We start from the raw sequence: 18,091 nt of genomic DNA on the forward strand, positions 1-18,091 counted from the left end.
GCGTCGACGAATCGCTTCGCGGGTTCGGGCGCCGTCGTGTCGCCTTCGGCCGCGGATCATGGTCAACGAGACATGAAAACCCGGGCGCCGGCACCGTCCCGCGCCGGCACCCGAGGGACCGGCACGGGAACGAAGCGGCGACGAATCATCGATGCGACAGGGCTGGCGCCCCCGTCCGGCGCGGGGCGGGGGCGCGAAACCCATCCTTGCCTCCCGCTGGGCCGTGGTCGAGACTGAGCGGACTCCTCGCGCGTTGCATGCAGGAGTCCGGATCCGAGCCCCCGACGAGGATCGCCATGCCTGACCTCGACGCCCTGATGCTCGCCCGCGTGCAGTTCGCCTTCACGCTGAGCTTCCACATCATCTTCCCGGCGATCTCGATCGGCCTTGCGAGCTATCTCGCGGTGCTCGAGGCGCTGTGGCTGTGGACGGGCCGGCAGGTCTTCCTCGATCTCTTCACCTACTGGAAGAAGATCTTCGCCGTCGGCTTCGGCATGGGCGTCGTGTCGGGGATCGTGATGAGCTACCAGTTCGGCACGAACTGGAGCGTGTTCTCGGACAAGGCTGGCCCCGTCATCGGCCCGCTGATGGGCTACGAGGTGCTCTCGGCCTTCTTCCTCGAGGCCGGGTTCCTCGGTGTCATGCTGTTCGGCATGCGCCGCGTGGGCCGGGGGCTGCACATGTTCGCCACCGCCATGGTGGCGGCCGGCACGGCGCTGTCGGCCTTCTGGATCCTGTCCGTCAACAGCTGGATGCAGACGCCGCAGGGCCACGCCATGAACGATGCCGGCCAGTTCGTCGTCGTCGACTGGTGGCAGGTCATCTTCAACCCGTCCTTCCCCTACCGCCTCGTGCACATGGTGCTGGCGGCCTACCTGACGACGGCCTTCATCGTCGGTGCGACGGGCGCGCTCCACCTGCTGCGCGACCGGCGGGACGAGGCGGCGCGGACCATGTTCTCGATGGCGATGTGGATGGCGGCGCTCGTCGCGCCGGTGCAGATCCTCGCCGGCGACATGCACGGGCTGAACACGCTTGAACACCAGCCGGCCAAGATCGCCGCGATGGAAGGCCACTTCGAGACCCGCGCCGGCGCGCCGCTGATCCTGTTCGGCTGGCCCGACATGACGGCCGAGACCACCCGTTACGCCATCGAGGTGCCGAAGCTCGGCAGCCTGATCCTCACCCATTCGCTCGACGGCGTGGTGAAGGGCCTCAAGGAATGGCCGCCGCAGGACCGGCCACCGGCGCCCGTCGTGTTCTGGAGCTTCCGGATCATGGTGGGGATCGGGATGCTGATGGCGGCGCTGGGCCTGTGGAGCCTGTGGCTGCGCTGGCGCGGCCGCCTCTACGAGGCGCCCTGGCTGCACCGCTCGGCCCTCGCCATGGGGCCGTCGGGCATCGTCGCCGTGCTGGCGGGCTGGATCACGACGGAGGTGGGGCGGCAGCCGTGGACGGTCTACGGCCACTTGCGCACGGCCGACGCGGCGTCGCCCATCGCGGCGCAGGCGGTCGCAGCGTCACTCGTCGCCTTCATCGTCGTCTACTTCGCCGTGTTCGGCGCCGGCACCTTCTACATCCTGCGGCTCATGAACAAGGGCGTGGAGCGGGGCGAGCCCGAGCTCGAGCCGGACAAGCCGCTGCGCGCGAGCGGCATCACGCCCGGCCCGGCCATGGACGCGCACGACGCGCTGCCGGCGCGCTGAGGAGGGGAGCATGGCCATCGACCTCGCCTTCGTCTGGGCCGGCATCATCGCCTTCGCGGTGCTCGCCTACGTGGTGCTGGACGGCTTCGACCTCGGCGTCGGGCTGCTGTTCCCCTTCGGCCGCGACGAGGCCGAGCGCGACGAGATGATGAACGCCGTCGCCCCCGTGTGGGACGGCAACGAGACGTGGCTCGTGCTCGGCGGCGGCGGGCTGCTGGCGGTGTTCCCCCTCGCCTACTCCATCGTGATGACGGCGCTCTACGCGCCGATCATCGCCATGCTGCTCGGCCTCATCTTCCGCGGCGTCGCGTTCGAGTTCCGCTGGCGGACGCGGCGGGCGAAGCGCTTCTGGGACTGGGCCTTCTTCGGCGGCTCGCTCGCGGCGGCGCTGGCGCAGGGCATCGCGCTGGGGGCCCTGGTGCAGGGCATCCCGGTGGAGGGCCGCGCCTATGCGGGCGGCTGGTGGGACTGGCTGACGCCCTTCAGCCTGCTCACCGGCGTGGCGCTCGTCGCCGGCTACGCGCTGCTCGGTGCGACGTGGCTGATCTACAAGACCGAAGGCCGCCTGCAGGACGACGCCTACCGCTTCGCCGGCATCACCGCGGTCGCCACGCTCGGCGCCATCGGCGCGGTGAGCCTGTGGACGCCGTTCCTCAACCCGGTGTTCATGGGGCGCTGGTTCGCCATGCCGCAGCTGCTCTACACGGCGCCGGTGCCGCTGCTGGTGGGGCTGGCGGCGCTGCTGTTGTTCCGCGGGATCGCGGCGCGGCGCGAGCTGACGCCCTTCCTCGCGGCGCTGGCGCTGTTCGTGCTGAGCTATGTCGGGCTCGGCATCAGCTTCTATCCCTACATCGTGCCGACGTCGGTCACGATCCGGGAGGCGGCGGCGCCCGAGAACAGCCTCGCCTTCCTGCTCGCCGGCGCGAGCGTGCTGGTGCCGCTCATCCTCGCCTACACCGCCTATTCCTACTGGGTGTTCCGCGGCAAGGTGAACGCCCACGGCGGGGGCTACCATTGACGCTGGCACCCTGGGCGCGGCAGCTCGGCTGGTTCGTGCTGCTGTGGGCGGGCGGCGTGGCCAGCCTCGGCGTCGTCGCGTTCGTCATCCGGTGGGCGATCCACTGAGGCTTGACGGCGCGCCGCCGGGTCCCTGAACTGGAGCCCCTTCCCTCCCGGATTCCCGCAGGTCCGCCGTGCCCCGCAAGATCATCATCGACACCGACCCCGGCCAGGACGATGCCGTGGCGATCCTCCTCGCGCTCGCCTCGCCCGAGGATCTCGACGTGCTGGGCATCGTCGCCGTCGCCGGCAACGTGCCGCTGCCGCGCACGCTCCTCAACGCAAGGCGGATCGTGGAACTCGCCGGGCGCAGGGATGTGCCGGTCTTTTCCGGCTGCCCGCGGCCGATGATGCGGCCGCTGGTGACGGCGGAGCACGTGCACGGGCCGACGGGGCTCGACGGCCCGCATCTGCCGGAGGCGACGCTGCCGGTGCAGCCGCAGCACGGGGTCGACTTCCTCGTCGAGACGCTGATGAAGGCCGAGCCGTCGTCGGTGACGGTGTGCACGCTCGGCCCGCTGACGAACCTCGCCATGGCGCTGGTGAAGGAGCCCGGCATCGTGCGCGGCATCGACCGGATCGTGGCGATGGCGGGCGCCTATTTCGAGGTGGGCAACATCACGCCGACGGCGGAGTTCAACGTCTACGTCGACCCCGAGGCCGCGGCGACGGTGATGGCGTGCGGCGTGCCCATCGTGCTGGCGCCGCTCGACCTGACGCACAAGGTGCTGGTGACCCCGGAGCGCCTGAAGCGCATCCGCGCGCTCGACAACCCGGCCGCGCGGGCGGTGGCGGAGATGGTGTCGTTCTCGGAGCGCTTCGACCGCGAGAAGTACGGCTGGGACGGCGCGCCTCTGCACGACCCCTGCGTCATCGCCTCCCTGCTGAAGCCGGATCTGTTCCAGGGCCGTGACATCAACGTCGAGATCGAGACGCAGAGCCCGCTGACGCGCGGCATGACGGTGGCCGACTGGTGGCGCGTGACGGGGCGCAAGCCCAACTGCCTGTTCCTGAAGGACGCCGACGGCGACGGCTTCTTCGACCTGCTGTGCGAACGGCTGGCGCGCTATCCGCTGGGGGGCTGAGGCCGGTTACCGCCGCCCCTCAACCGGCGCTTCGCGCCACCTTCTCCCCGCCAGCGGGGAGAAGGGAGCGGCCGCCGCTGCGTTGGCTTGATTACACGATGCTGCAGGCACCGCCGCGACGGTGCCGATGACCTTCGCCCCCTCCGGGGGAGAAGGTGGCTGCGCGATAGCGCAGACGGATGAGGGGGCGGCTGTCGGGAGGCTCCTTCGGCGCCGCCCCTCATCCGCTCCTTCGGGGCACCTTCTCCCCGCTCGCGGGGAGAAGGGAGCCGCCGCCGCCCCCTTGAGGGGCGGCGAGCGTTCAGCCGTGCCAGAGGGCGGCGGCTTCCGTATCCCCGAGGGCAACGGGACGGTCGACCCGTGACGCCACCTCGACGGTGCGGCCGTTGGAACCCGCCTCGAGGATCGCCTCCATCACGTCGAGTACGTGCGAGGCGAGCGCGCCGGACGAGCGGTGCGGCGTTCCCTTCGTCACGGCGCTGGCGAGGTCGGCGATGCCGAGGCAGCGGTAGTTGGCACGGTCGGGCATCGAGGGCGCCCAGTTGGGCGAGCGCCAGTTGGGCTTGCCGAAGGGCTTGTCCGCGCTGTCCAGCACCTGCCAGTCGCCGCCCTTGTCGGTCACCTCGACGGTGCCGCCGAAGAAGTTGGGGTCGGGCACGCGCAGCGAGCCATCCGCGCCGTAGAGCTCGATCGGCGGGTGGCCGTGCTTCCACACGTCCCAGCTCATCGTGAACATGATGTCCGCCCCGCCCGCGAAGTGGAGCAACGCCATGACGGTCGTCGGCGTCTCCACCTTGATGGCGTGGCCCTTGCGCGGGCCCTCCGCCGTCACGATCCGCTCGGCGAAGCCGGCGGAGGCGCGCGCCTGGACCGAGGCGACCGGGCCGATGAGGTTGACCAGCGCGCCGAGGTAGTAGGGCGCCATGTCGAGGATCGGCCCGCCTCCGGGCTTGAAGAAGAACTCGGGGTCCGGGTGCCAGTGCTCCATCCCGTGGGACATCAGGAAGCACGAACCGGAGAGCACCTTGCCGACGCGGCCGGCATCGACGAGCTCGCGGGCGAGGCGGCCGCCGGCGCCGAGGAACGTGTCGGGGGCGCAGCCCATCTTCAGGCCGCGCGCGCCCGCCTCCTGCAGCAGGCGGCGGGCGTCCTGCGCGCGCACGCACATCGGCTTCTCGGAGAAGACGTGCTTGCCGGCGGTGAGCGCGGCGTGGCTCACCTCGAAGTGGGCGTTGGGGATGGTGAGGTTGACAACGACGTGGATGTCGTCGCGCCGCAGCAGTTCGTCGATGCCGAGCGCGGCGATTCCGAACTTGTCGGCCTGTGCCTTCGCCGCCTCCGGCCGCACGTCGGCGCAGGCGACGAGCTTCAAGCCGGCGAACTTCGGCATGTTGAGCATGTAGATGGTGGAGATGTTGCCGCATCCGATGATGCCGACGCCGAGCGTGTCCATGGCTGGTCCTCCTGTGTTCGCCCCGGTCAGGCCCACGCCGCCACGGCGTCGTAGGCGCGCCGGGCGAAGCGGGCGACGTCGTTCGGCTTGTCGTGCTCGGCGACGAAGAGGGTGACGCCCACGGCCTTCAGCGCCGGGACGATGGTGCCCCAGTCGAGCGTGCCGTGGCCGACGTCGGCCCAGCCGTCCTCGTCGAGGCACTGGCCGGCGGGCGCGATGTCCTTGATGTGCACGGCCTTCACCCGGCCGGCGTAGCGCTTCACCTCGCTGACGGGGTCCGCCCCGCCGCGCACGATCCAGGCGAGGTCGGCCTCCCACAGGATGTCAGGGGCCTCGTTGAACATGACGTCGAGGAACAGACGCCCGTCGGCGGCCTTGCCGTACTCCCAGTGGTGGTTGTGCCAGCCGAAGCCGAGCCCTTCCTCGCGCGCGACCTTGCCGAACTTTGCCAGCTCGGCGCCGATGGCGCGCCACTCCTTCTCGCCGCCGTCGCGCTCGCCCATCGGCGGGGCCGGGGCGTAGACGGTCTCGATGCCGATGTCGCGGCACATGCGGAAGGTGGCAGCGGCATCGGCTCGCATCCGGTCGAGACCGACATGGGCCGTGGGCGCCGTCATGCCGTGGCGGGCGATCAGGGCCTTCAGCGCCGCCGGGTCGCCGAAGAGGCCGCCGAAGGGCTCCACCTTGCGGTAGCCGATCCCGGCGAGAAGCTCGAACTGCCGCTCCAGCCCCTCGAGGGAGCGGGCGGAGTACAACTGGAACGAAAGGCCGTCGATCGGACGTGTCATGGCGGTATCCCGAGGTGGTCGAAATGGAGGCGTCGTGTCAGAGGCGCTGGCCACCGGCGCGGTCGAAGAGGCTGACCCGGTGGGCCGGGATGGTGATGGCGAGCGAGTGGCCCGTGGCCACGGCCGACTCGGCCGGCAGGCGCAGCGACACGGGGGCGCCGCCCAGAGAGGTCCACGCGAGCTGGTCGCTGCCCATGGGCTCGACCATCTCGACGGTGGCCTGATGAGTGCCGGCCGGGCCGTGCTCGATGTGCTCGGGCCGGATGCCGAGCTCGACCTCGTGGCCGTCCTGCGGCGGGGCGGCAAAGCCGTAGCCGGCGAGCGAGCAGGAGAAGGTGCCCGATTCGAAGACGGGGCCCGAGGGACCCGTGCGCAGGACGCCGGGCACGAAACTCATGGCGGGCGAGCCGACGAAGGAGGCGACGAAGCGGTTGGCGGGCCGCTGGTAGATTTCCTGCGGCGTGCCGAGCTGCTGGATGATGCGGTCCTTCATCACGGCGATGCGGTCGGCGAGCGTGAGGGCCTCGATCTGGTCGTGGGTGACGTAGATCATCGTCGCCGACAGGCGCTGGTGGAGGCGCTTGATCTCGACCCGCAGCTCGGCGCGCAACTGGGCGTCGAGGTTGGAGAGCGGCTCGTCGAACAGGTAGACGCCGGCGTCGCGCACGAGGGCGCGGCCGATGGCGACGCGCTGGCGCTGGCCGCCGGAGAGCTCGGAGGGCCGGCGGTCGAGCAGCTCCGTGATCTTGAGCATGGCGGCGGCTTCCGCCACCCGTCTCTCGATCTCGGCGGCGGGCAGGCCCGCGACGCGCAGCCCGAAGGACATGTTTCCGCGCACGCTCATGCGCGGGTAGAGCGCGTAGGACTGGAACACCATGGCGATGCCGCGGTCCTTGGGCTCCTCCCAGGTGACGTTGCGGCCGCCGATCCAGATCTGCCCCGCATTGACGTCGAGCAGGCCGGCGATGGCGTTGAGCAGGGTCGACTTGCCGCAGCCCGACGGGCCGAGCAGGACGACGAACTCAGATTCCCGGATGTCGAGGTCCAGCTTCTCGAGGACGCGGACCTGGCCGAAGCTGATCTCGACGCCCCGGACGGAGACGTCGCACCGGCCGGTGGCCGGGCGGGGAGCGGTTGCCTGGTTCATCCCTTGACGGCTCATCCCTTGACAGCTCCTGCGGCGATGCCGCGCACGAACCAGCGTCCGGACGCGAAGTAGACGACGAGGGGCACGAGCGCGGTGAGCAGCGTCGCCGCCATGTCGACGTTGTAGAGGCGCTCGCCCTGGGTGGAGTTGACGATGTTGTTGAGCTGCACCGTCATCGGCAGGTTCTCGCGCCCGGCGAAGACGAGGCCGAGGATGAAGTCGTTCCAGATGCCGGTGACCTGCAGGATGACGGCGACGATGAGCATGGGCGTCGCCATGGGCATCATCACCGACCACCAGATGCGGAAGAACCCCGCCCCGTCGACACGCGCCGCCTTGAACAGCTCGATCGGCAGCGAGGCGAAGTAGTTGCGGAAGAGCAGCGTCATCGTCGGCAGGCCGAACACCGTGTGGATGATGACGATGGCCGGCAGCGAGTTGCTGATGCCGCCCCACGCGAACACGCGCACCAGCGGGTAGATGAAGATCTGGTAGGGCACGAAGGCGACGATCATCATCGTGCCGAAGAGTACGCCAGCGCCCCGCACCCGCCAGAAGGACAGCGCGTAGCCCGTGAGCGAGCCGACGGCGATCGACACGATGACCGACGGCACGAGGATCTTCACCGAGTTGAAGAAGCCGACGCTGATGCCGTTGCACTGCAGGCCGGTGCAGGCCGACGACCACGCATGCGCCCAGGCTGCGAAGCTCGGCGCCGAGGGCAGGCCGAGCAGGTTGCCCTGCCGGATCTCGGGCATGGTCTTCAGCGAGGTGACGACCATCACGTAGAGCGGCACGAGGAAGAACAGCGCCGTGACGGCGAGGAAGGCGTAGAGCCCGACGCGCGCCGGCGTGACCGGGCGGGGGCGGGGACCGGTGGGCCCGGCGGCGGCGACCATCACGCGGCCCTCCGGCGGCTGCGCCAGTAGAACCATGGCGCGACGACGGCGGCGACGGTGATGAGCATCGAGGTCGCGGCGGCGGTCGCCAGCCCGATGTTCTGGCGCTCGAACAGGTGGTCCATGACGAACTTGGCGGGCACCTCGGAGGCGATGCCCGGGCCGCCGTTGGTCATGGCGACCGAGAGGTCGTAGAGGCGCACGACACTGGTGGCGAGCAGCACGGTCGCCGTGGCGAAGCTCGCGCCCATCATGGGGATGACGATGGAGACGTAGACGCGCCAGGGCGGCAGGCCGTCGACGCGGGTGGCCTTCCAGATGTCCTCGTCGATGCCGCGCAGGCCGGCGAGCATGATCGCCATGACGAGTCCGGCAGCGTGCCACACGCCGGCGATGACGAGGCAGTAGATCACCGTGTCCTGGCGCACGATCCAGTCGAAGGTGAAGTCGGAAAAGCCCAAGCGTCGGCCGATTTCCTGCACGCCGAAAGTGGGGTTCAGCAGCCACTGCCAGACGAGGCCGGTGACGATGAACGACATCGAGAACGGGTAGAGGAAGATCGAGCGCAGCATGTTCTCGGCGCGGACCTTCTGGTCGATGGCGACCGCCAGCAGGAAGCCGAGCACGAGGCTCGTGGCGAGGAACAGCACGCCGAAGACGGCGAGGTTGGAAACGGAGACGAGCCAGCGCTCGTTGGCGAACAGCGCCTCGTACTGCCGGAGCCCGACGAAGTTGGAGCTCGGCAGCATCCGCGAGGACGTCATCGAGATCCAGATCGTCCAGGCGGTGGATCCGACATAGACGACGAGGAAGACCGCGATCGCCGGGATGAGGGCAATCCACGCGGACAATCTCGAGGCGAGGCGTGGCCTGAGCACGGACATGGCGGGTCGTCCAGCGCCGGGGGTGGCGGCGCAACGGGGATGGGGACGGTCGCGGCAGGAGTGCCGGCCCGCCCGGAGGCGGGCCGGCGGGTGACGTCCTCAGATCGTCTTCAGCGCGGCGGCGAACTTGTCCTGGAAGGTGTCGATGCTCTGGCCCGGGTTGTTCCAGAAGGACGAGATGACGTCCTCGACGGCACCGGTGACGGCCGGCGGCGTCAGCAGTTCCATGGCAGGCGCCTGCTGGCTCTTGTCCGCAACCATCTTGGCGCCCTTCTGCGCGCAGACATCCATCGACGAGGTGTCGACGTCCGTTCGGACGGGGATCGAGCCCTTCTTCTTGTTGAATTCGATCTGGGTGGTCGGATCGAGCAGCATCTTGGCGAGCACGACCTGCGCCTTCTGCGCGTTGGCGTCCTTCACCTTCGGGAAGGCGAAGACGTCGCCGCCCATGGCGTAGCCGCCGCCCGCCTTCGACAGGATGGTGCAGCCATACTCCTTGCCGGCCGTCTGTCCGGCGGCGATGAACTCGCCCTTGGCCCAGTCGCCCATGATCTGGAAGCCGGCCTTGCCCTGGATGACGAGCGCGGTCGCGTCGTTCCAGTTGCGGCCCGGCGCGCCTGCGTCGACGAAGTTGCGCAGCTTGGCGTAGGTCTCGGCGACGTTCTTGAACTCGGGGCTCTTCACCGCCTTGGGATCCTTGTCGCCGTAGACCGACATCCACAGCTTCGGGCCGCCCTGGCCGAGCATCACGGCGTTGAACAGGCCGCGCTCCCAGGTCTTCTGGCCGGAGAAGGCGAGCGGAACGAGGCCGGCGGCCTTCAGCTTCTCGAGGATGACGATGAGGTCGTCGAAGGTCTTGGGCTCCTCGGCTCCGACCTTCTTCAGCACGTCGGTGTTGTAGAAGAGCCAGTTCTGGCCGTGGATGTTGACCGGCACGGCGAACATCTTGCCGTTGCGAGTGGTGGCCGCGACGATGGCCGCCGGGATCTTGTCTTTCCACTTCTGCTCGGCGGCGATGGCGTCGACGTCGGTCAGCAGGTTGTTCTCGACGAGCTCGTCGAACTGCTTGCCGGTGTTGAACTGCATCATCACCGGCGGCGTGCCGGACACCGTGCGGTTGATGGCGGCGGTGCGGGCATTCGCGCCCCCGGCGATGGCGGTGTCGACCCAGGTGCCCCCCGCCTTGTTGAATTGGTCGGCGAACACCTTCACGGCAGCCGACTCGCCGCCGGAAGTCCACCAGTGGATCACCTCGGCCTTCATCTCCTGCGCCGAGGCGGCGACGGACCAGCCGAGGCCGACAACGAGCGCGAGCGCGGATGCGGTGTGCTGGATGGCAGCGTGCTTCATGGCGTTTCTCCCCTTGCCGACCTGTTTGCGGTCGAACGTTGTAATCGATTACAACTTGGCTTGGACAGTGATGTCGGCAAGAACCGCTGTCAAGAGGCAGACGATGCTGCAACGCAACAAGAAAAGACGCCATCTCCTCGTGCACGCTGCAGCGGGAGGCGCGCGGTGACCCGGAAGCCAAGGACCGTGCCGGCAACCATCGCCGACGTCGCGGCGCTCGCCGGCGTCTCGACGGCCACCGTGAGCAGGGCGCTGGCGAAGCCGGACAGCGTGCGGCCCGAAACCGTGGCGCTCGTGATGAAAGCCGTTAAGGCCAGCGGCTACACGCCCAACAGCAGCGCCCGCAACCTGCGCCGCCAGCGCACCAACATGGTGCTCGTGGTCGTGCCCTCGATCGCCAACCAGATGTACTCCCACGTGCTGCGCGGCATCGATACCGGGCTCGCCCCGGCCGGTTACGGCGTCATCATCGGCAACCTCGACAACGCGCCGGACAAGGAGGCGGGCTTCGTCGAGCTTGCCTTCTCGCGGCAGGTGGACGGCATCATCCTGCTGTGCGGCTACGTCCCGCGCGCACGCGGTCGCTCGCTGGCGGACGCGGGCCTGCCGATGGTGTCGCTTCTCTCGCCGATCGGCGACAGTGCCATCCCGGACATTTCGGTCGACGACCGCGCGGCCGGGCGCGAGGCGGGCCGGCTCATCGCCCGTCTCGGCCACCGCCGCGTCGCCTATGCGGCGGGACCCAAGGGCCACAGCGTCGACACCTTGCGATGGACCGGGATGCGCGAGGCGGCGGTCGAGGGCGGGATCGACGCCGCCGACATCCTGCGGCTCGAGGGGCCGCCGGGAGGGCGCTACACCTTCGCCGCGGGCCTCGGTGCGGCGGAGGCGTTCCTGGCGCTCTCCGACCGGCCCACCGCCGTGTTCTGCGCCAGCGACGAGATCGCCATCGGCTTCCTCAAGTCCGTCCGCCGGGCGGGGCTTCGGGTGCCGCAGGACGTCTCGATCATCGGCTTCGACGGCAACGACCTCTCCGACTTCACCGAGCCGGTGCTCTCGACCATCCGCCAGCCGCGGCACGACCTCGGGCGCACCGGCGCCGAGGTGCTGCTCGGCATGATCGACGGCTCGTTCGACCCGTCGCGCCGCGTCATCCACCTGCCCGTCGAGGTGCTGCAGCGCGAAAGCACCGCCCCGCCGAGCCGCCGGGCCACCGTCGTCAGCATCGGCCCCGAGGAGCGGGCGAAGGGGCGGTGACCGCGACGCTCAGCGCGCCGGGCCCTGCCGCTCGGCCGACGCAGCCCAGAGGTTGATGTTGCCCTCGACGGCGTGGGTGTCGATCTCCGCCAGTTCCTCCGGCGAGAAGTCGCGGTTGGCGAGGCCCGCCACGCACTCGACAATCTGGTCGGGCCGGCTGGCCCCCATCAGCGCCGAGGTGACGCGGCCGCCGCGCAGCACCCAAGCCACCGCCATCTGCGCCAGGGTCTGGCCGCGGCGCCGGGCGATGGCGTCGAGCGCCCGGGCGCGCTCGATGTTGTCGGGGGTTAGGAATGCCGTGCGGAACGACTTGCCCGCCGCGGCGCGGCTGTCGGCGGGCACGCCGGCGAGGTACTTGTCGGTCAGCAGTCCCTGCGCGAGCGGCGAGAAGACGATCGAGCCGATGCCCTCCTCGTCCAGCACGTCGAGCAGGCCGTCGTCCTCGATCCAGCGGTTGATCAGCGAGTAGCTCGGCTGGTGAATGAGGCACGGCGTGCCGAGCCGGCGCAGGATCGCCGCCGCCTCGCGGGTGCGCTGGGCATTGTAGGAGGAGATGCCGGCGTAGAGCGCCTTGCCCTGCCGCACCGCGGCATCGAGCGCGCCCATCGTCTCCTCGAGCGGCGTCTCCGGATCGAAGCGGTGGGAATAGAAGATGTCGACGTAGTCGAGCCCCATGCGCCGCAGGCTCTGGTCGAGGCTCGACAGCAGGTACTTGCGGCTGCCCCACTCGCCGTAGGGGCCGGCCCACATGCGGTAGCCGGCCTTCGTGGAGATGACGAGTTCGTCGCGCAGGCCGCGGAAGTCGCCGCGCAGGATGTCGCCGAACGCCTCCTCGGCCGCGCCGGGAGGCGGGCCGTAGTTGTTGGCGAGGTCGAAATGGGTGATGCCGAGGTCGAAGGCCTGGCGGCAGATGGCACGGGCCACATCATGCGGGCGGTCCTCGCCGAAGCTGTGCCAGAGCCCGAGCGAGATCGCCGGGAGCTTCAGGCCGCTGCGCCCGACGCGGTGGTAGGTCATGGCGTCGTAGCGCGCGGGCGCGGGTGCGTAGGTCATCAGCTCCTCCCGGTCTTCTGCCCATCCAACATGGCATCGGAGGCGAGCACAACGCGGCCGCGTGCGGGGCAGCCGTGCAGCGACCCGCTCCCGGCCAGCGGGCTCGGACGTTGACGGGCCGGAGAGCCGGGTGCCATTGTTAGACAATCAGTCAATACGCACTCGGAAGGGGGTCCGTCATGCGCAAGTCAGTCCCGTGGAACATCGCAGCAGCCGGTCGGGTCGCGCTGCTTGGCGCAACGACCGCCCTGGCGGCGCTGCTGGCGACCGGCGCCTCGGCGCAGACGCTGCGCTGGTCGGCGCCCACGGACGTGACGACGCTCGATCCGTACGCCCACACCGAGAGCTTCACCACGAGCATGCTGCACCACGTGTTCGACCCGCTGGTGCGGCGCAACCGCAAGCTCGAGCTGGAGCCGGCGCTGGCGACGAGCTGGAAGACGGTGGCGCCGGATACCTGGCGCTTCGAGCTGCGCAAGGGCGTCAAGTTCCACAACGGCAACGACTTCAACGCCGACGACGTGGTCGCCTCGATCACCCGCCTGCTCGACCCGGGCGCCCGCGCCCGCGGCAACCTCTCGACCGTGACCGGCGTCACCAAGGTCGACGACTACACCGTCGACATCAAGACGAAGGGGCCCTACCCGCTCCTGCTCAACGACCTCGCCGGCATCTACATCATGGACAAGGAGTGGATGGAGGCGAACGGGGCGACGAAGCCCGGCAACATCGCCACCGGCGTCACGACCGCCGCCTCCACGGCCGCCATCGGAACCGGGCCGTTCATCGTCGAGTCCTTCAAGCCCGACGTCGGCATGAACCTCGTCGTCAACCCGAACTGGTGGGACAAGCCGGAGCACAACCTCAAGCGCATCGAGTTCAAGCCGGTGAAGTCCGACGCGACGCGCGTCGCGGCGCTGCTGTCGGGCGAACTCGACCTGATCGCGCCGGCGCCTCTGCAGGATCTCGCCCGCATCGGCCAGTCGAACGGCTTCAAGGTGATCGAGGAGCCGTCGCTTCGTCTCATCTTCCTCGGCCTCAACTTCCGGCCCGAACTGAAGGCGACGCCCGGGCAGAAGAACCCGATGCTCGACCTCAAGGTACGGCAGGCGATGTGGCACGCCATCGACCTCGACACGATCCAGAAGCGCGTGATGCGCGGCAAGTCGCGCAACACGGGAACGCTGGTGGCTCCGCCGGTGCCCGGCTTCTCCGCCGAGAACGACAAGCTCGTCTCGTACGATCCCGAGCTCGCCAAGAAGCTTCTCGCCGAGGCCGGCTACCCGAACGGCTTCAAGACCGGCTTCAACTGCTCCAACGACCGCTACATCAACGACGAGCAGATCTGCGTCGCCATCGCGGCCATGTGGAGCCGCGTCGGCATCCAGGCGGACCTGAAGACCGAATCCCGCGCCACCTACTTCCCGCGGATGGACAAGGGCGAGTTCGACACGTTCATCATCGGCTGGGCGACGCTGCCCCCGATGGACGGTTTCAGCGTGCTGTCGTCGCTGCTCACCGCCCAGAAGGACAACTTCGGCGGCTCGAACCCGACGGGCTACACCGACCCGAAGATCGAGGAGCTGACCCGTGCCTCGGCGGTGGAACTCGACGAGCCCAAGCGCCGCGCCATGCTGGCCGACGCGATGAAGATCGCCAAGGACCAGGTGGCCTACATCCCGCTGCACACGCAGCCCGTCGCCTGGGCGGCGCGCGCCGGCGTGGACGTGCCCCAGTTCCCGGACGAGTACGTCCGCCTCTGGTTCGCGCAGGTCAAGTGAGCCGGCGCGGTTCGGGCGGGGCGCGCGTCACGCCCCGCCGCCGCGGGAGGGCCGCATGATCCGCCTGGTGCTCGAACGCCTCGCGCAGGCGGCGCTGGTGATGCTCGCCGTTTCGGCCGTCTCCTTCGCCATGTTCCGCTTCGTCGGCGATCCCGTGGCGGCCATGTCGCGCGAGAACGCCACGGTGCAGGAGAAGGCGGAACTGCGCACCGCGCTCGGCCTCGACCAGCCGGTCCTGGTCCAGTACGGCCGGTTCCTGCAGCGCACGCTCAGCGGCGACCTCGGCATCAGCTACCGCAACCAGCGGCCGGTGACGGCGCTGATCGCCGAGCGGCTGCCGGCGACGCTGGAGCTGGTGTTCGTCGCCACCCTCCTTTCGCTCTCGGTCGGTATCCCGCTGGGGGTGATCTGCGCGCTGCGGCCGGACGGGATCGCGGCGCGGCTGATCCAGGCCGTGTCCCTCATCGGCATCTCGACGCCGACCTTCGTCACCGGGATCGTGCTGATCCTCATCTTCGCGGTGACGCTCGGCTGGCTGCCCTCCTTCGGCCGCGGCAAGACGGTCGACCTCGGCTGGTGGACGACGGGGCTGCTCACCGCAAGCGGGCTGAAGGCCCTCGTCTTGCCGGGCATCACGCTGGCGCTCTACCAGCTGACGCTGATCATGCGGCTGGTGCGCTCCGAGCTCATCGACGTGCTGTCGACGGACTACATCCGCTTCGCCAAGGCGCGCGGGCTGTCGGCGCGGCACATCCACTACCGGCTGGCGCTGCGCAACGCGCTGATGCCCGTCATCACCGTCACCGGCCTGCAGATCGGCTCACTCATCGCCTTCGCCATCGTCACCGAGACGGTGTTCCAGTGGCCCGGGATGGGGCTGCTCTTCATCCAGGCCGTGACATTCTCCGACATCCCGGTGATGGCAGCGTACCTTCTGTTCGTCGGACTGATGTTCGTGGCGATCAACAGCGTCGTCGACATGCTCTACGCCGTCGTCGACCCGCGGCTGCGCGTGAGGGCGGGATGAAGGCGCTGCGCCACGTGCCCCTCTCCGTGCTGCTGGCGGCGCTGGCCGCGCTCGTCATCATCGGCGCGGCGAGCCTCGCGCCGGTGCTGTCGCCCTTCGACCCGACGAACCTGAAGAGCTTCAACCTGATCGACGCCGAGATCCCGCCGCGCTTCACGGCCGACGGCGACCCGCGCTTCCTGCTCGGCACCGACAACCAGGGCCGCGACCTGCTGTCGACGATGCTCTACGGCGCGCGCGTTTCGATCGCCATCGGCGGCGGCGCCGTCCTCGTCGCGGCGACGGTGGGGGTGCTGCTCGGCCTCCTCGCCGGCTATCTCGGGGGCTGGGTCGACGCCGTGATCATGCGCGTCGGCGACGTGATCCTGAGCTTCCCCACCATCCTGCTCGCGCTGCTCGTCGCCGGCATCGCGCGCACGCTGTTCCCCGCGGCGGGGGGCGCGGAGTGGGCACCGGTGATCCTCGTCGGCGCCATCTCGATCCACGAGTGGGTGCAGTACGCGCGAACCGTGCGGGCCGCGACGATGGTGGAGAGCGCGCGCGACTATGTGCGCGCCGTGCGCGTCATCGGGCTGCCGTCGCACCGCATCATGCTGCGGCACATCCTGCCCAACGTCATGGGCCCGGTGCTCGTCATCGCGACGATCAACCTCGCCGCGGCAATCCTGACCGAGGCAACCCTGTCCTTCCTCGGCGTCGGGATGCCCCCGACCTACCCGTCGCTCGGCACGCTGATCCGCATCGGCAACGAGTTCGTGTTCTCGGGCATCTGGTGGATCGCGCTGTTCCCCGCGCTGCTGCTGGTGATGCTGGTGCTCGCGGTGAACGTCGTCGGCGACTGGCTGCGCGACCGCTTCAACCCGAAGCTGCGGGGCCGATGATGGACACGGCTGCGCCCGTCCTCGACGTCCGGAACCTGCGGGTGGAGTACCCGCTCGCGGACGGCGGCGTCTTCGTGGCGGTGGAAGACGCGACGCTGGCCATCGGACCGGGCGAGATCCATGCGCTGGTGGGCGAGTCCGGCGCCGGCAAGACGACCGTGGGCAACGCCGTGCTGGGGCTCATCGAGAAGCCCGGCCGCATCGCCGCCGGAGAGATCCTCGTCGGCGGCCGGCCGGTCGATGGCGTCGCGGTGAAGCTGGGGCGCGACATCGGCGCCGTGTTCCAGGACCCGATGACGAGCCTGAACCCGCTGTTCACGGTGGAGAGCCAGCTCGTCGAGACGATCCTCGCGCACGCGCCGGTGAGCCGGACGGAAGCGCGGGAGCGGGCGCTCGCGCTGCTCGAGGCCGTCGGCATCCCCGAGCCGCGGCGGCGCCTGCGCGCCTATCCGCACCAGCTCTCGGGCGGGCAGCGCCAGCGCGTCGTCATCGCCGCGGCACTCGCCTGCTCGCCGCGGCTCGTGGTGGCGGACGAGCCGACGACGGCGCTCGACGTGTCGGTGCAGGCGCAGATCCTCGACCTGCTCCGGCGGCTCGCCGACGAGCGTGGCATCGGCGTGCTGCTGGTCACCCACAACATGGGTGTCGTGGCCCAGATCGCCGACCGCGTCACGATCATGCACCGCGGCCGAATCGTGGAGACGGGCCCGGTGGCGCAGGTGCTGCGGCACCCGCAGGACGATTACGCGCGGGCGCTCATCGCCGCCGTGCCGCGGGTCGACATGCGGCTCGACCGGTTCCCGATGCTCGACGGCGCCAACCACCGCACGGCCGAGGCGGCGCGCGAGCGGTTCCGCGCCTCGCTGGCAGCCGAGGCCGCCGCCACGGAGGCCGCCGAAGAGACGCCGCTGCTGGAGGTCCGCGACCTCGTCGTCGACTACGGCGCCGCGTCGTGGCTCCCCGGCAGCCGCAAGCCGGCGTTCCGCGCCGTCGACGCGGTGAGCTTCACCATTCGTCCCGGCGAGGTCTTCGGGCTGGTCGGCGAATCGGGCTGCGGCAAGACGACCATCGCCAACGTCGTCGCGGGGCTGCTGAAGCCGACCGCGGGCGAGGTGCTCTACAAGGGGCGTCGCGTCGCGGGCGGCGACGAGCGGCCGCGGCCCGGCCGCGCCCGCCGGGCGATCCAGATGATCTTCCAGGACCCCTATTCCTCGCTCAACGCGCGGATGAGGGTCGGGGCGATCCTGGCGGAGCCGATCCTGTTCTACCGGCTCGCCGCCACGCGGGACGAGGCGAAGCGGGACGTCGAGACACTGATCGAGGCGGTGGGCCTCGGCACCGACGCCGCGCAGCGCTTCCCGCATGCGTTCTCCGGCGGGCAGCGCCAGCGCCTCTCCATCGCGCGGGCCCTCGGCGCGCGGCCGAGCCTGATCGTCTGCGACGAGCCGACCTCCTCGCTCGACGTTTCGGTGCAGGCACAGATCCTGAACCTGCTGAAGGACCTGCGGGACGCCACCGGCCTGACGCTGCTGCTGATCAGCCACGACCTCGCGGTGGTGCGGCAGATGTGCGACCGGGTGGCTGTGATGAAGAGCGGCCAGCTCGTCGAGATGGCCGAGGCCGAGACGCTCTTCACCGCGCCGCGGCACAGCTACACGAGGGACCTGCTCTCGCTGGTCCCCACCCTCGACCGCATCCGCGGCGAGGCCTGAACGACAGAC

Annotated in this window: 16 protein-coding genes; 9 read left to right on the forward strand and 7 right to left on the reverse strand. The window is 69.9% G+C overall.

Going from position 1 to position 18,091, the window contains the following annotated elements; all coding sequences use genetic code 11:
• Nucleotides 1-296 precede the first annotated feature (296 nt).
• The 4 genes from ACX9GQ_RS22750 to ACX9GQ_RS22765 all read left to right on the forward strand — a co-directional run bounded on the left by ACX9GQ_RS22750 (nucleotide 297) and on the right by ACX9GQ_RS22765 (nucleotide 3,850).
• Complete coding sequence (locus ACX9GQ_RS22750) at nucleotides 297-1,706, forward strand: cytochrome ubiquinol oxidase subunit I (protein WP_459631898.1); 1,410 nt, start codon at nucleotides 297-299, stop codon at nucleotides 1,704-1,706.
• A 10-nt stretch (nucleotides 1,707-1,716) separates the two neighbouring features.
• Nucleotides 1,717-2,724, forward strand: coding sequence for a cytochrome d ubiquinol oxidase subunit II (cydB, locus tag ACX9GQ_RS22755; RefSeq protein ID WP_459631899.1), 1,008 nt, complete (start codon nucleotides 1,717-1,719; stop codon nucleotides 2,722-2,724).
• Nucleotides 2,721-2,831: a DUF2474 family protein gene (locus tag ACX9GQ_RS22760; RefSeq protein WP_459631900.1), complete on the forward strand. Its 111-nt coding sequence runs from the start codon at nucleotides 2,721-2,723 to the stop codon at nucleotides 2,829-2,831. Before cydB ends, ACX9GQ_RS22760 begins: the two co-directional genes overlap by 4 nt.
• Before the next feature lie 68 nt (nucleotides 2,832-2,899).
• A complete protein-coding gene (locus ACX9GQ_RS22765) occupies nucleotides 2,900-3,850 on the forward strand; it encodes a nucleoside hydrolase (RefSeq protein WP_459631901.1) in 951 nt (316 codons plus the stop codon).
• A 301-nt stretch (nucleotides 3,851-4,151) separates the two neighbouring features.
• On the opposite strand, the gene ACX9GQ_RS22770 is transcribed toward ACX9GQ_RS22765, so the two are convergent.
• The 6 genes from ACX9GQ_RS22770 to ACX9GQ_RS22795 all read right to left on the reverse strand — a co-directional run bounded on the left by ACX9GQ_RS22770 (nucleotide 4,152) and on the right by ACX9GQ_RS22795 (nucleotide 10,371).
• Complete coding sequence (locus ACX9GQ_RS22770) at nucleotides 4,152-5,303, reverse strand: Gfo/Idh/MocA family protein (RefSeq protein ID WP_459631902.1); 1,152 nt, start codon at nucleotides 5,301-5,303, stop codon at nucleotides 4,152-4,154.
• Nucleotides 5,304-5,329: 26 nt separating this feature from the next.
• Nucleotides 5,330-6,091, reverse strand: coding sequence for a sugar phosphate isomerase/epimerase family protein (locus ACX9GQ_RS22775; RefSeq protein ID WP_459631903.1), 762 nt, complete (start codon nucleotides 6,089-6,091; stop codon nucleotides 5,330-5,332).
• A gap of 37 nt (nucleotides 6,092-6,128) precedes the next feature.
• Nucleotides 6,129-7,238: an ABC transporter ATP-binding protein gene (locus tag ACX9GQ_RS22780; protein ID WP_459631904.1), complete on the reverse strand. Its 1,110-nt coding sequence runs from the start codon at nucleotides 7,236-7,238 to the stop codon at nucleotides 6,129-6,131.
• An 11-nt stretch (nucleotides 7,239-7,249) separates the two neighbouring features.
• Nucleotides 7,250-8,137: a carbohydrate ABC transporter permease gene (locus ACX9GQ_RS22785; RefSeq protein ID WP_459631963.1), complete on the reverse strand. Its 888-nt coding sequence runs from the start codon at nucleotides 8,135-8,137 to the stop codon at nucleotides 7,250-7,252.
• Nucleotides 8,137-9,021: a carbohydrate ABC transporter permease gene (locus tag ACX9GQ_RS22790; RefSeq protein WP_459631905.1), complete on the reverse strand. Its 885-nt coding sequence runs from the start codon at nucleotides 9,019-9,021 to the stop codon at nucleotides 8,137-8,139. The genes ACX9GQ_RS22785 and ACX9GQ_RS22790 overlap by 1 nt, the downstream gene beginning before the upstream one ends.
• A 99-nt stretch (nucleotides 9,022-9,120) precedes the next feature.
• Entirely contained in the window at nucleotides 9,121-10,371 is a 1,251-nt protein-coding gene (locus ACX9GQ_RS22795) for an ABC transporter substrate-binding protein (protein WP_459631906.1), read from the reverse strand.
• Nucleotides 10,372-10,536: 165 nt separating this feature from the next.
• On the opposite strand from ACX9GQ_RS22795, the gene ACX9GQ_RS22800 reads away from it, so the two are divergent.
• Nucleotides 10,537-11,628: a LacI family DNA-binding transcriptional regulator gene (locus ACX9GQ_RS22800; protein ID WP_459631907.1), complete on the forward strand. Its 1,092-nt coding sequence runs from the start codon at nucleotides 10,537-10,539 to the stop codon at nucleotides 11,626-11,628.
• Between the two features lie 9 nt (nucleotides 11,629-11,637).
• Here ACX9GQ_RS22800 and mgrA read toward each other — a convergent pair whose 3' ends face one another.
• Nucleotides 11,638-12,681 carry an L-glyceraldehyde 3-phosphate reductase gene (gene mgrA / locus ACX9GQ_RS22805; RefSeq protein ID WP_459631908.1) on the reverse strand — a complete coding sequence of 348 codons (1,044 nt, stop codon included), beginning with the start codon at nucleotides 12,679-12,681 and terminating at the stop codon, nucleotides 11,638-11,640.
• Between the two features lie 179 nt (nucleotides 12,682-12,860).
• Here mgrA and ACX9GQ_RS22810 point away from each other — a divergent pair, with 179 nt between their 5' ends.
• The 4 genes from ACX9GQ_RS22810 to ACX9GQ_RS22825 are packed head-to-tail and all read left to right on the forward strand — an operon-like array spanning nucleotide 12,861 to nucleotide 18,082.
• Nucleotides 12,861-14,462 (forward strand): ABC transporter substrate-binding protein, encoded by a 1,602-nt coding sequence (locus tag ACX9GQ_RS22810; protein ID WP_459631909.1) that lies wholly within the window; start codon nucleotides 12,861-12,863, stop codon nucleotides 14,460-14,462.
• A gap of 55 nt (nucleotides 14,463-14,517) precedes the next feature.
• Nucleotides 14,518-15,489, forward strand: a complete 972-nt coding sequence (locus ACX9GQ_RS22815) for an ABC transporter permease (RefSeq protein WP_459631910.1) — start codon at nucleotides 14,518-14,520, stop codon at nucleotides 15,487-15,489.
• Entirely contained in the window at nucleotides 15,486-16,370 is an 885-nt protein-coding gene (locus tag ACX9GQ_RS22820; protein WP_459631911.1) for an ABC transporter permease, read from the forward strand. Before ACX9GQ_RS22815 ends, ACX9GQ_RS22820 begins: the two co-directional genes overlap by 4 nt.
• Nucleotides 16,367-18,082: a dipeptide ABC transporter ATP-binding protein gene (locus tag ACX9GQ_RS22825; protein WP_459631912.1), complete on the forward strand. Its 1,716-nt coding sequence runs from the start codon at nucleotides 16,367-16,369 to the stop codon at nucleotides 18,080-18,082. Before ACX9GQ_RS22820 ends, ACX9GQ_RS22825 begins: the two co-directional genes overlap by 4 nt.
• Nucleotides 18,083-18,091 lie beyond the last annotated feature (9 nt).

It is taken from the genome of Alsobacter sp. R-9 (assembly GCF_054612375.1).

Coding starts and splice junctions, on each gene's coding strand:
- ACX9GQ_RS22750 (WP_459631898.1), top strand. CDS start 297: ATGCCTGACCTCGACGCCCTGATGCTCGCCCGCGTGCAGTTCGCCTTC.
- cydB (WP_459631899.1), top strand. CDS start 1,717: ATGGCCATCGACCTCGCCTTCGTCTGGGCCGGCATCATCGCCTTCGCG.
- ACX9GQ_RS22770 (WP_459631902.1), bottom strand. CDS start 5,303: ATGGACACGCTCGGCGTCGGCATCATCGGATGCGGCAACATCTCCACC.
- ACX9GQ_RS22775 (WP_459631903.1), bottom strand. CDS start 6,091: ATGACACGTCCGATCGACGGCCTTTCGTTCCAGTTGTACTCCGCCCGC.
- ACX9GQ_RS22780 (WP_459631904.1), bottom strand. CDS start 7,238: ATGAACCAGGCAACCGCTCCCCGCCCGGCCACCGGCCGGTGCGACGTC.
- ACX9GQ_RS22785 (WP_459631963.1), bottom strand. CDS start 8,137: ATGGTCGCCGCCGCCGGGCCCACCGGTCCCCGCCCCCGCCCGGTCACG.
- ACX9GQ_RS22790 (WP_459631905.1), bottom strand. CDS start 9,021: ATGTCCGTGCTCAGGCCACGCCTCGCCTCGAGATTGTCCGCGTGGATT.
- ACX9GQ_RS22795 (WP_459631906.1), bottom strand. CDS start 10,371: ATGAAGCACGCTGCCATCCAGCACACCGCATCCGCGCTCGCGCTCGTT.
- mgrA (WP_459631908.1), bottom strand. CDS start 12,681: ATGACCTACGCACCCGCGCCCGCGCGCTACGACGCCATGACCTACCAC.
- ACX9GQ_RS22810 (WP_459631909.1), top strand. CDS start 12,861: ATGCGCAAGTCAGTCCCGTGGAACATCGCAGCAGCCGGTCGGGTCGCG.
- ACX9GQ_RS22815 (WP_459631910.1), top strand. CDS start 14,518: ATGATCCGCCTGGTGCTCGAACGCCTCGCGCAGGCGGCGCTGGTGATG.
- ACX9GQ_RS22820 (WP_459631911.1), top strand. CDS start 15,486: ATGAAGGCGCTGCGCCACGTGCCCCTCTCCGTGCTGCTGGCGGCGCTG.
- ACX9GQ_RS22825 (WP_459631912.1), top strand. CDS start 16,367: ATGATGGACACGGCTGCGCCCGTCCTCGACGTCCGGAACCTGCGGGTG.